Origin of the sequence: Flavobacterium sp. (assembly GCF_039930565.1) — a bacterium.
Classification (GTDB): domain Bacteria; phylum Bacteroidota; class Bacteroidia; order Flavobacteriales; family Flavobacteriaceae; genus Flavobacterium.
The window spans coordinates 74820-87076 of the sequence record NZ_JBDTTP010000009.1; the positions used below are offsets into that span (position 1 = coordinate 74820).

General features: G+C 34.0%; 15 protein-coding genes. 3 read left to right on the forward strand and 12 right to left on the reverse strand.

Features of this window, described 5'->3' with window-relative positions; translation table 11 throughout:
• Positions 1–59: 59 nt before the first annotated feature.
• From ABI657_RS04405 to ABI657_RS04430, 6 genes are all read right to left on the reverse strand, one after another.
• Complete coding sequence (locus ABI657_RS04405; RefSeq protein ID WP_348096030.1) at positions 60–635, reverse strand: DUF1572 family protein; 576 nt, start codon at positions 633–635, stop codon at positions 60–62.
• A 2-nt stretch (positions 636–637) separates the two neighbouring features.
• Complete coding sequence (locus ABI657_RS04410; protein ID WP_348096031.1) at positions 638–1210, reverse strand: pentapeptide repeat-containing protein; 573 nt, start codon at positions 1208–1210, stop codon at positions 638–640.
• Between the two features lie 31 nt (positions 1211–1241).
• Positions 1242–1463, reverse strand: a complete 222-nt coding sequence (locus tag ABI657_RS04415) for a DUF6095 family protein (protein ID WP_348096032.1) — start codon at positions 1461–1463, stop codon at positions 1242–1244.
• Positions 1464–1572: 109 nt separating this feature from the next.
• Positions 1573–2385 carry an N-acetylmuramic acid 6-phosphate etherase gene (gene murQ, locus ABI657_RS04420; protein ID WP_348096033.1) on the reverse strand — a complete coding sequence of 271 codons (813 nt, stop codon included), beginning with the start codon at positions 2383–2385 and terminating at the stop codon, positions 1573–1575.
• A 321-nt stretch (positions 2386–2706) separates the two neighbouring features.
• Entirely contained in the window at positions 2707–3375 is a 669-nt protein-coding gene (locus ABI657_RS04425) for a ZIP family metal transporter (protein ID WP_348096034.1), read from the reverse strand.
• A 16-nt stretch (positions 3376–3391) separates the two neighbouring features.
• Complete coding sequence (locus tag ABI657_RS04430; protein WP_348096035.1) at positions 3392–4156, reverse strand: class I SAM-dependent methyltransferase; 765 nt, start codon at positions 4154–4156, stop codon at positions 3392–3394.
• 131 nt (positions 4157–4287) lie between these two features.
• Between ABI657_RS04430 and ABI657_RS04435 the strand changes: the two genes are divergently transcribed.
• Positions 4288–5451, forward strand: a complete 1164-nt coding sequence (locus ABI657_RS04435; RefSeq protein ID WP_348096036.1) for a THUMP domain-containing protein — start codon at positions 4288–4290, stop codon at positions 5449–5451.
• Positions 5452–5529: 78 nt separating this feature from the next.
• Complete coding sequence (locus tag ABI657_RS04440) at positions 5530–5766, forward strand: hypothetical protein (protein WP_348096037.1); 237 nt, start codon at positions 5530–5532, stop codon at positions 5764–5766.
• Positions 5767–5868: 102 nt separating this feature from the next.
• On the opposite strand, the gene ABI657_RS04445 is transcribed toward ABI657_RS04440, so the two are convergent.
• From ABI657_RS04445 to rlmD, 3 genes are read right to left on the reverse strand one after another with little or no spacing between them, the layout of a single operon-like run.
• Complete coding sequence (locus tag ABI657_RS04445; RefSeq protein WP_348096038.1) at positions 5869–6657, reverse strand: DUF6048 family protein; 789 nt, start codon at positions 6655–6657, stop codon at positions 5869–5871.
• The gene (locus tag ABI657_RS04450; protein ID WP_348096039.1) at positions 6629–7165 is read right to left on the reverse strand and encodes a DUF6452 family protein; all 537 of its coding nucleotides are present in this window, start codon (positions 7163–7165) and stop codon (positions 6629–6631) included. The genes ABI657_RS04445 and ABI657_RS04450 overlap by 29 nt, the downstream gene beginning before the upstream one ends.
• Before the next feature lie 9 nt (positions 7166–7174).
• Complete coding sequence (gene rlmD / locus ABI657_RS04455; RefSeq protein WP_348096040.1) at positions 7175–8587, reverse strand: 23S rRNA (uracil(1939)-C(5))-methyltransferase RlmD; 1413 nt, start codon at positions 8585–8587, stop codon at positions 7175–7177.
• Between the two features lie 190 nt (positions 8588–8777).
• Between rlmD and ABI657_RS04460 the strand changes: the two genes are divergently transcribed.
• Positions 8778–9791, forward strand: a complete 1014-nt coding sequence (locus ABI657_RS04460; RefSeq protein ID WP_348096041.1) for a HAMP domain-containing sensor histidine kinase — start codon at positions 8778–8780, stop codon at positions 9789–9791.
• Here the strand turns inward: ABI657_RS04460 and ABI657_RS04465 are convergent.
• The 3 genes from ABI657_RS04465 to cysM form a co-directional block, all read right to left on the reverse strand.
• Positions 9788–10234: a hypothetical protein gene (locus ABI657_RS04465; protein WP_348096042.1), complete on the reverse strand. Its 447-nt coding sequence runs from the start codon at positions 10232–10234 to the stop codon at positions 9788–9790. The two genes, ABI657_RS04460 and ABI657_RS04465, sit on opposite strands and share 4 nt — an antisense overlap.
• A 98-nt stretch (positions 10235–10332) precedes the next feature.
• A complete protein-coding gene (locus tag ABI657_RS04470) occupies positions 10333–11319 on the reverse strand; it encodes an aldo/keto reductase (RefSeq protein ID WP_348096043.1) in 987 nt (328 codons plus the stop codon).
• An 85-nt stretch (positions 11320–11404) separates the two neighbouring features.
• Positions 11405–12257, reverse strand: an 853-nt coding sequence (gene cysM, locus ABI657_RS04475) for a cysteine synthase CysM (RefSeq protein ID WP_348096044.1), incomplete at its 5' end; no start/stop codon positions are given.

Sequence of the window (12257 nt, forward strand, 5' to 3'; positions counted from 1 at the left end):
GAAAAAATAAAAAGGATTTACACTTCAATCAGGGCTAAGCTTCAGGATTATAAGAAAGACTATTTTAATCTTTCTAATTCATCATCCGTAAAGTTCTTAATTTCTTTCTCTTTGGCAAACTTTTCGGCATTGTAATTTCCGGAATTGTTCAGTGGAATGGATAAACTATTCCACGGACTGTTTTTTAATTGCTTGGCATAAAAAACAATCTGTCCAACATGATAAGGATAATGTGCCAGCTGGCGATTAATGGCTTCAATAACGGTATGACCTTCATTACGAATATAAATAATATCCGAAAGCTGTTCCGGTTTTAAATTTTTTAAAGCCTCCAAAAAACAATCCCAGCCTTTGTTCCAAACATCTAAAACTTCTTCTTTGGATTCTAAATCATTTTCAAATTCCGCATCGCGGTTGCGCCATTCCTTTTCTCCGTCAGTTGTTAAAAAGTCAGTCCAGCGCGAAAGCATGTTGCCGGAAATATGTTTAATTATAGTGGCAATACTATTAGTATCTTCGTTTACAGCAACAAAAAGCTTTTCCGGTTCTAATTGATCCATTGCTTTTTCGCCCAGCATCTTATAATACAAAACCTGCTTTTTAACGCTTTCTAAATACCATTTATTTACTTCCATAACTAAATAATTTTAATATCGTATTTGTCTAAAAGTCCCACAATTCCCTGAGTTGAAAACAGCGCTTTCCGCATTGGATTAAATTCCGGATCAATTTTATAATTGTAAGCCGTTCTAAAATCGACAGCTGCCAGTTGCGTGTCATTAAATATTGCACCATCAAGATCACAATTATCAAAAACCGAACTGGTTAAGTTTGTTCCAATAAAAGTAACTTCTCTCACAGAACAATTGATGAACTTGGTTTTAGGCATTTTTTTATTCGAAAAAATGGCATAGTCCAAAGTACTTTCTTCAAAATATACCTGAAATAAAAAGTCATCACATTCACTAAATGCAATTCCTAACAGCTTGCAGTTTTTGAAACTCACATTCTTTAAACTACTTCCTGATAAAGTGGTCATTGACAAATTACAATCGATAAACTCACAATCCAAAAAAGTGTTGTAGGCGAAATTGCTGTTGGAAAAATCACAGTTTTTAAAAACACAATCCTCGAATTCCCGGTTGTTGATTTTTTTGTCAATGTAATTGACTCTCTCGAAGGTTTTCTGAATGTGAATTAGGCTTTCCATATTGTATTTGGGAGTATATTAAAGGTATAGATTAATCATTAAACAAACCTTTCATAATGATTTTCAATCCGTAAAAAATCAAAAACATACCACTTAAGCAAGCCACAATTCCAATTCCTAAAACCAGATAATGCCAGTTGGTATGCTTGTTCATAAAAGCGTTATAAATAAGTGAAGGGCCAATAAATAAAAGCGGCAGAGAACCTGATAGATACTTAACTCCTTTTGCTAATAGTTGTTTATTTGTTGCCATATTTTTGTTTAGCCTATTTGATTTTCAGTCTCAGGTCAGGTTTTGAGAAGTTGGAGGTTTCAAGTTTACCAGTTTGTATAAAGCCTTGGAATTTATGATTAGATCTTATTTAAGCATCATAATTATCAACAGCATTTCTAACACTGCCATATTTTTTTAATAATCCTGAGGCTTCTTCGTATGAAACCGGAATTTCTCCCATAATCATCTTAACGCCTCGATCTACCAATTTGATGTTACTCAATTGCATATCGACCATTTTGTTCCCCTTTACTTTTCCAAGCTGAATCATTGCCGCAGTCGAAATCATATTTAAAACTAATTTCTGAGCCGTTCCGGCTTTCATTCTCGAACTTCCGGTTACAAATTCTGGTCCAACCACAACTTCAACAGGAAATTGAGCCGTTAAAGCCAATGGACTTCCGGCATTATTAGTAATGCAGCCTGTCAGGATATTGTTTTGATTACAGGTTTCCAGTCCTCCAATAACATAAGGAGTTGTTCCGGAAGCCGCAATTCCAATAACGACATCATTTTTGCCGATATTATTTGCCTGCAAATCAATCCAGGCCTGTGTAGAATTGTCTTCGGCATTTTCTACGGCACGACGAATTGCCGTGTCTCCACCTGCAATAATTCCGTTTACCAAATCAAAAGGAACTCCAAAAGTAGGAGGACATTCTGAAGCATCAACAACACCCAAACGTCCGGAAGTTCCGGCACCGATATAAAAAATTCGTCCGCCCAGTTTTAATTTAGCCACAACTTGAAAAACCAAAGCTTCAATTTGGGGGATTGCTTTTTCAACAGCATCCGGTACTGTTTTATCTTCGTTATTGATATTGGTTAGCAAGTCATGAACCGACATTTTTTCTAAATGTTCGTATTTTGAAGCTTGCTCTGTAGTTTTTGTAAAGGTCATTTTGCATCTGGTTGGTCAACTCCAAAATTACTCTTTTTTATTTCAATCCCGAAATTTAGAAGATAAAGTAGATGAAATTTTAATTTGTTTTCTGGCTTTGATTTACTTTTGATTAAATCTACTTAAACGACTAAAATATTATATTTGTTGATTAATTATAAAAAGGATGGATATAATAAGCTTTTTGACCAGTATGGCAAAAATATCAGGGATAATAGCAAACTACCGAAGTAGTGCGGATAGCCAGACGACATTTAGGAAAGGCGCATAATAAGCGTAATGTGAATTGGCACCTTTTCTAAATGTGGGCACGCCCAAAATTTATAATAAGAATGCCAATAGAATTCCGATAACAATCATAGAAACTTTAGCAATATTGAATTTATGTCCTTCACTGCTTTCGAAAATAATAGTTGAGGAAATGTGAAATAATATTCCGATTACAATGGCAGTTATTTCAGTATAATAATCATTTAGAAAAGGTAAATATTGGGAAGCAATAGTTCCCAAAGGCGTCATAACGGCAAAAGTAATCATAAAAGCAAAAATGGCTTTTTTATTAAGGCTGGCATTGATAAAAAATGTGGTTAAGATAACAGCAATTGGCAAATGGTGAATTGCAATTCCGATAGCCAGTCCATGATGATGGCTTACGGGAAAACCTTCTAAAAATGCATGGATACAAAGGCTTATAAAAAGCAGCCACGGAATCTGAGACATCTTTGCATCTCCGTGAACATGCCCGTGTTCAGCTCCTTTTGAGAAGAATTCAAGAATGATCTGAAATAAAATGCCGATCATGATAAACAAACCAATATTGTGATTGTGCGATTCGTAAACTTCCGGCAACAGATGCATTACTGTTAGTGACAACAGAAAAGAGCCACTAAATGCAAGCAATAGTTTTAGATTGGTTTTGTTCTTTGGTTTTAAAAACAAAGCCACAATATATCCTAAAAGTACGGAAAATAAGGGTAAAAGATAATTCATTTGTTGATTTACCAATTTATTTAAAAATCATGATTAATCGTTCGCTTTCGGTCTTGTGAAATTTTTTGAGTTTGTAATCACCAAAAATATCCAACAGAAAAATTCCGGCTTCGGCCATTAATTCTTCAAAATCTTTTATCGTTAAGGCTTTTACCTTTTCGGTAAAATGATACTTTCTGCCTTGATCTTCAAAATCTATTTCTTTAAAAATATGCCCTCGTTCAACATATCTTTTAATTTTAAAATCGATTCCATCAACTGTTTTTACTTCTTCGGGAACCAAAGTTTCAATTACATTGGGCACATTCATAAAATCAATGACTGCAAAACCATATTCGGTTAAACTTTCTTTGATCGCTTTTAAGGTTGTCAAATTGTCGTCATCATTTTCGAAATAACCAAAACTGGTAAACAAATTAAAAATAGCATCAAATTTTTCATCAAAAGGTTCACGCATGTCGTGGACTTTAAAATGAAGTGTTTCGTTGCTGTTTTTGCTGGCTTCGGCAATACTGTTTTCAGACAAATCAGCTCCTAAAACAGTAAATCCAAGCTGATTTAAATAAATAGAATGACGTCCTTTTCCACAAGCAAGATCCAAAACTTTTGCTTTTTCAGGCAAGTTTAGGTAATGTGTAAGGTTGTCCATAAAAATCTGTGCTTCCCTGTAATTTCGGTCTTTATAAAGAATGTGATAATAGGGAGTATCAAACCATGAAGAAAACCAATTTTCGGTATTATCATCCTTATTAGGTGTTGATGGGTTGGGCGCGTCAGACATTTATTCTATTTCAATTAATTCAAAGTCCGGCAAATTTAGTGTATTTTTGCCGAAAAATAACTATTTCGTTAAGATACCTGAATAATCAGAGATGTGTATGCGATCGGAGTTTTTTTTAAACAAAAATAAAGATGGAAGAAAATTTTAGAATGATTGCCAAATGTTTTTTTGGTTTTGAAGAAATACTGGAAAAAGAATTAAAGGATCTTGGAGCTCAGGATGTTGAAAAAGGAGTGAGAATGGTAAGTTTTAAAGGCGATAAGGGCTTTATGTACAAAGCGAATTTATCGTTGCGTACTGCGCTTAAGGTTTTAAAACCAATCTATTCGTTCCGGGCAAATAATGAGCAGGCATTATACAAAGGAATTTCTGGCGTAAACTGGTCAAAATTATTGAATGCAAACCAGACATTTGTGATTGATGCAACAGTGCATTCTACCTATTTTAATCATTCTGAATTTGTTTCCCAAAAATGTAAAGATGCCATTGTAGATCAGTTTAGAGAAAGGACAGGTCAACGACCAAGTATTGATAAAGCTTTTCCGGACTTAAGAATCAACGTTCATATTGATAAAGATCAGGTTTCTGTTGCTTTGGATACTTCAGGGAATTCATTGCACCAGCGTGGTTACAGAACCGCCACTAATATTGCACCAATCAACGAAGTTTTGGCGGCAGGGATTTTGTTATTGTCAGGTTGGGAAGGACAGAGCCACTTTTTAGATCCAATGTGTGGTTCAGGAACTTTTTTGGCTGAAGCGGCTATGATCGCCTGTAATATTCCGGCAAACATCAATAGAAAAGAATTTGCTTTTGAAAAATGGAAAGACTGGGACAATGATTTGTTCGATCAGATTGTAAACAGCCTGATGAAAAAGACAAAAGAATTTCATTATACGATTAAAGGTTTTGATAAAGCGCCAAGTGCCGTTCAAAAAGCAAAAGACAACATCAAAAATGCTAATTTAGAGGATTATATAGCTATTGAAGAGAATAACTTTTTTGATACCGAAAAAGCTGTTGAAGGCAAATTACAGATGGTTTTCAATCCACCGTATGATGAGCGTCTGGATATTCATATGGAAGAATTTTACAAAAATATTGGTGATACTTTAAAGAAAAGCTATCCGGGAACAAACGCCTGGTTTATTACCGCAAATCTGGAAGCCCTGAAATTTGTGGGATTAAAACCTTCCAGAAAGATCAAACTTTTCAATGCCAGTTTAGAAGCACGTTTGGTGAAATATGAAATGTACGAAGGCAGTAAGAGAACAAAATTTCAGGTTTCTGAATAAACACATGTATGTGTTCAAAGGAGCAAAAAAAACTTTGTAAATTTGAACCTGTGCAACTTTGAACTTAAAAAATATAAAATGACAAAATTACAAATAAGAGCTTTTTTATATCAGTTGGGATGTTTTGCTATTCTCTTTCTTTTGATACGATTTATTGCCGCAAACTATACAAGCTTAACAGGACTGTGGATTCCTATGACTGCTTTTATTGTTGCTACTTTGATAGGTCCGCAATTTAAGGCCTTGAAAACTAAGGATGGTGAAAAACTTTTTATGAAATGGATTTTTATAAAAGAAGTTAAGGAAATTGGATAATAAAATTTTTTAAAAAATTATGATAAAAATAAAAAGCCCCAAATTAGACTGCCCCAAAAAGGGAGACACTATTTGGAGGCTTTTTTTTATGTTATAAAGAATCTATTTTTTAGAAGTTTCTTTTATTGCGGGAATAATTATTTTCTTTTTATAAATAGGAATAAAATAAGAAACCGTGTAATTGAACCCTACACCAAAACTGCCATTATAGGTACGGTTGAAGCCAGGAATATAAAGGTTGTCAAATCCATCAGGCTTTTTATTTGTCACTAAAACCTTCAGCTGGACACCAAAACCAACAAAAACATTATTAAAAACTTTTGCTTTTAATCCTAAAGCGACTTCTGCCCAAGATGCAGTTAATCCGGTGTATTTTTCTCCTCCACTAATTTCGGTTTTTTCTCCCCAGTAAGGAGTTGAATTATAAACTTTATAACTATTTAATTCCTGACTAAAAGTGCTAAAACCACCACGGAGACCTACTGTAATGAGGTTTTCCATATCAAGCCAGTTTTCATACAGATTATAATCAAAACCTGCTTTTATATAAGTTCCTGTCGCAGTCGAATTTAATTGTTCATCATCTGTAGTTTTGTCTTCAAAACCTAATTCAGCAGCTGCATAGTATCTTTTTGTCAGCCGAAAATCACCAGTAAATTCTACACCTTTATAATTTTTGTCATAAAAAGCTCTGGTGAGTTTGTATAAATCTACACCTACACGCAAACCATAGCGGTCTGTTTTTACAGGAATGCTATCTGATATTGTTTGCTCAGTTTTTGGTTTTTCAGCACTAATTTTCTTTATAGTATCTGTTGGTGTTTCTTGTGCGTGTACTAATATTGAACACAGCAAGCAAATACTAAAAATATACTTTAACATGTGTTTCATTTTCAAATTCAATATTAGGATTTTGTACCTGAACTTCTTTTAGCCATAAACCATCGTTGCCGGAGTCAGTAATTTCAAATGGTTTTTGCGTATCTAATTTGTATATCGTTTTAAAACCACAGGCTCTGGAAACATATACATTTTGTCTCGTGTAATTAATTTTTATCTTATCTGTATTAGTAAGAGCGGGATTAGTACTTCCAGAATTTAATATAAAAGTAAATGTAGCACTGTCATTATTTGTTTTTAAAGGAATACCAATAGAATCGCTGCTTATGAGATATTTAGATTCATCAATACCGTTTTTATTGAAGACAATTCCTTCGGGTTGCTCTTCACCAATGACTTTCAGTCTGGTTACACTTGTTCTTATTGAAGGACGAAGAATATCATAAAAAGAAATAACCAGTCGGGGAGTGGTTGGTGTAGTTGCCTCACAAATATCATCTTTCTCACAGCCTGACAAACCAAATGTAAAGAGCAATAGAAAATACAGTATTTTTTTCATGTAATTGTGTTATCGAAGTTCTAAAAGTACAACATTTTCAACGTGATGCGTTTGTGGAAACATATCAACAGGGCGTACACGGGTTACTTTATATTTTTCATCCATCAAAGCTAAATCACGCGCCTGGGTAGCCGAGTTACAACTAACATAAACAATTTTTTCAGGAGCAATTTTTAAAATCTGTTCAATAACATCCTTATGCATTCCATCTCTTGGAGGATCTGTAATAATAACATCAGGTTTTCCATGCTGCGCAATAAAAGCTTCATTGAAAACAACTTTCATGTCTCCAACAAAAAACTCACAATTGGTAATATTATTGCGTTCGGCATTTGCTTTAGCATCTAAAATAGCTTCAGGGACACTTTCAACACCAATTACTTTTTTAGCTTTTTTAGAAACAAATTGAGCAATAGTTCCGGTTCCGGTATATAAGTCATAAACAGTTTCATTACCTGTAAGTCCTGCAAAATCCCGTGTTATCTTATATAATTCGTAAGCCTGATCAGAATTCGTCTGGTAAAAAGATTTAGCGTTAATGCTAAATTTTAAGCCTTCCATTTCTTCCAGAATATAATCCCTACCCTTATACAACTTTATATTCTGATCATAAATGGTATCATTCTGTTTTGAATTCACTACATATTGTAATGAAGTGATCTGTGGAAATTTCTCATAAAGATGATCCAATAACAATTCGCGACTGGCTTTGTCATTTTCGAAAAACTGGATCAATACCATAATTTCTCCGGTTGAAGCTGTACGGATCATAAAAGTTCTCAACAAACCTGAATGTTCTCTCGGATTAAAGAAAGTTAAATTATGCTCATTAGCAAAATCCCTTATTTCGTTTCGGATAGCATTTGAAGGATCTTCCTGTAAATAGCATTTGCTGATATCCAGAATTTTGTCCCACATTTTGGGAATATGAAAACCTAATGCGTTTCTATTTCCTAAATCTTCTGTGCTTTCAATTTCTTTTTCGGTTAACCAGCGGCTGTTCGAAAATGAAAACTCCATTTTATTCCTGTAAAAAAACTGCTTTTCAGAACCCAGAATATCTTCGAACTCCGGAAGTTCAATTTTTCCTATCCTTTGTAAATGGTTTTTAACCTCGTTTTGTTTGTAATACAATTGTTGGCTATATTTCATGTTTTGCCATTTACACCCTCCGCAAACACCAAAATGTTGACAAATCGGATCAATTCGGTGCTCCGATAATTCATGAAATTTAACTGCTTTTCCTTCGTAATATGCTTTTCTTTTTTTAAAAGTCTGTATATCAATCACGTCGCCCGGAACAACATTCGGAATAAAGATTATTTTTCCGTCAGGAGCTTTTGCAACTGATACACCTTTTGCCCCTGCATCAAGAACCTGTATTTGATGAAAGACAATTTTGTCTGTATTTTTTCTTCCCATAGCGCAAAAATAAGGGTTTGTAAACTTTTTTAAATTTAAATTTTAAAATATTTTATCAAATTCTTTAATTTATTGCTTTGCTTGTGTTTAAAAGTTAACTTTGTTTACATAGAATCCCCCCAATTCTACATTTAACCAAGAATCGTTATGTCTTATGAAGTTGTATCATACACTGTCAAAGATTAGTTTTTTGAAAAAAAGCTATGCTTTTAAATTTTTATTTGTAGCCTTTATTGGGATTAATATTCCCTTAATCGGAATTTTGTTTTTTGTGTTATATGCTAAAAATAATATTTCACCTGATTCGATTTTAGTTTTTGCTTTAATTATGACCTTAATGGCAACTTTGATAACATTGTTGATATTAAACAGACTAATAAAACCCATTCAGCTTGCTTCTAAATCCTTAAATGAATATCGCAGTGAAAGAATTATGTCACAGCTACCTACTCAATATAAAGATGAAGCAGGCTTACTGATGTGCAATATCCAGGAATTAATTTATGAGACAGAAAATTTCATTATTGAAAAGCAGGATTTAATTTATATGCTTTCTCATGATTTAAAAAACTTTGCAGGAAATCCTCATGGTTTAGCGGAATTAATTATTAATGAACATCCATCTGAATCGGTAAAAGATCTGGCTGAATTGATCTGTCAGTCTACGGATTTACAATTTAGATACATTGAAAATTTCATCAATCTGCTTAAAGAGCAAGATCATATTTTGAATGTAAACCAGGAAGCAAAAACAATTGTATTGTCAGCAATTTTACCCTTTATTACAGAACAGGTCGAACAGCGCTTAGCAGATAAAAACATAAAACTGGATTTGGATGTTGCTGTTTCAGAAGCTAAGCTTAAGATTGATGAAGGTTTATTGATTCAGGTGCTGGTAAATTTAGTTAGTAATGCCATAAAGTTCTCCTATTTTGACAGTACAATTAAAATCAGGATTTTTAAGGAAGGTAATAATTTAGTAATCACTGTTTCTGATAATGGAATGGGATTTAATCCAGATCAAATTGATGAGCTTTTCAGAAAATTTACAAAAATGGGCAAATTAGGAACTGCCAATGAAACCTCTACAGGAATAGGCTTGTATTTATGTAAAAAAATAGTGGAGAAAAGCGGTGGAAAATTAACGGCAGCAAGTAAAGGGAAAAATAAAGGAGCAGAGTTCGAAATTGTTTTTGCAGGTTAGTTTTTTTTCTTTTTAATAATTTCATAATTGATTATCGTAAAGCAATAAAAACAGCAATCAGCAGCAATCTTACCAAAAATAATTCCGAAGAAATAATTCCCAAAAATAATCGGCATCCAATACATGAAAAAAGGACGAATAAATAAAAAATCTAAAAATGCAGGATAGCCAAATTCCAGAATTAAATTTTTTACTAGCTTAAAAATTTCTGTAGTCGAGGTTTTTTTGTTTAGGAGTTTATTTTCCTTTGCTAATTTTTTATAGGAACTAAACAAAATCACACCATAAAAAGCCAGATATTCTGCAAATGTAATTAAATATGCTGTTGTCAGTCCACTGTAAATTTTACTGAAAAATGAAGTAATTAGTGCAGCACTCGTACTTGCTAACTCAGCATATTTATAGCGATTGAACCACTCTTTAAAATTCGATTTTGTGAGCATTTAGGTTTTTGATATAAAAATGCAATACGATATTAAGGAATTGTAAATTACAACAATAACTTCATTTTTTTAGAAATTTGCAAACTTAGGTTTCTAAATTACCAAAGTTGATGCACGGAAGGTTTTATGTATTGTTCGTAAATTTTATTCATAGCTTCAATTTTTTCAGAAGATAGCTTTGGCAAATCATATACTGATAAATTGGATAACACATGACTTGTTTTTGAAGCTCCCGGAATAATACAACTAATTTCATTAAAACTCAAAATCCATTGCAATGCAATAGGAGCCAGATTAGGAGTGCCAGGGAATAATTTTTTTAAAGCTTCAACTGCTTTTAGACCCAGATCATAATCGATTCCTGAAAAGGTTTCGCCTTTATCAAAAGCCTCGCCGTTTCTATTGAAATTACGGTGGTCATCAGCTTCAAAAGTGGTTGCAGGATCAAATTTGCCTGTCAGAAGCCCACTAGCTAAAGGAACTCTTGCTATAATGCCGATATCTTTCTTTTTTGCTTCTGAAAAAAATAATTCGGAAGGTCTTTGACGAAATAAATTAAAAATAATCTGAACCGTTGTTACATTCGAATATTCAATTGCCTTCAGAGCCTCTTCAACTTTTTCTACACTTACCCCCAGATTTAAAATTTTGCCCTGCTCTTTCAATCGGTCAAACATCTCAAACATTTCAGGTCGGTAAAAAACTTCGGTCGGAGGACAGTGGAGCTGAATCAAATCCAAAGTTTCAAGTCCTGTTCTTCTTAAACTGTCTTCAATAAATTGCTGAATTGCTTTTGGCTGGTATCCTTCACTGATATGGGGATTAATAAAACGCCCGCATTTTGTAGCTACATAAATACGTTCCGATCGCGAACGGACAACTCGTCCAACGGCAGTTTCGCTTAAGCCATTTTCATAAACATCGGCGGTATCAATAAAATTCACGCCATTATCAATTGCTGTGTTCAAAAGCTCATCAGCCATTTTATCATCAAAAGCAGATCCCCATTTACCTCCAACCTGCCAGGTACCAAGTGAGATCTCAGATATATTAAAATTTGTTTTCCCTAATTTTCTGTAATTCATTTTTTTGTTTTTTTGAGGTTCTTAAATCTAAGTCTTTTAGAATGCAAGGTTAGATCTGGAATAAATACATGTCAGATTTATTTTCTTAATCAAATAAATCTGAAGAAAGATAACGATCACCGCGATCGCAAATTATAGCTACGATTACGCCGGATTCTAATTTTTCAGCAATTTTAAGGGCAACTGCTACAGAACCACCACTGCTCATTCCTGCAAAAACTCCTTCTTCAAGTGCTAAGCGTTTTGTCATTTCTCTCGCTTCTTCTTCACTCACATCAATAACGTTGTCTACTTTTGAAGCATCAAAAATCTTAGGCAGATATTCCTTTGGCCATTTGCGGATTCCAGGAATCTGTGAGCCATCACTAGGTTGCGCACCGATGATTTGTATGTCTGTATTTTTTTCTTTTAAATAAGTCGAAGTTCCAATTATGGTTCCCGTTGTTCCCATTGCAGATACAAAATGTGTAACGGTTCCTTCGGTATCATTCCAGATTTCAGGGCCAGTGGTTTTATAATGCGCCTTCCAGTTGTCATCATTGGCAAACTGATTTAGCATCAAATAACCGCCTTCTGCCACTTTTTTGTCAGCATAGTCACGTGAGCCAATAATCCCTTCGCTGGCAGCTGTTAAAATCACTGTAGCACCATAAGCTCTCATGGTCTGTGTGCGCTCTTTTGTAGAATCTTCCGGCAAAACCAATTCAATTTCTATTTGAAATAATTGTGCTATCATCGCAAGGGCAATTCCGGTATTTCCACTCGTTGCCTCAATTAGTTTATCTCCTTTTTTAATATCGCCTCTTTCAATAGCCGATGCAATCATGTTATATGCCGCTCTGTCTTTTACACTTCCGCCGGGATTATTTCCTTCCAGCTTTAATAAAAGTTTTACGTTTTTATTTTTAACCAAATTGACAGTTTCCATCAATGGAGTA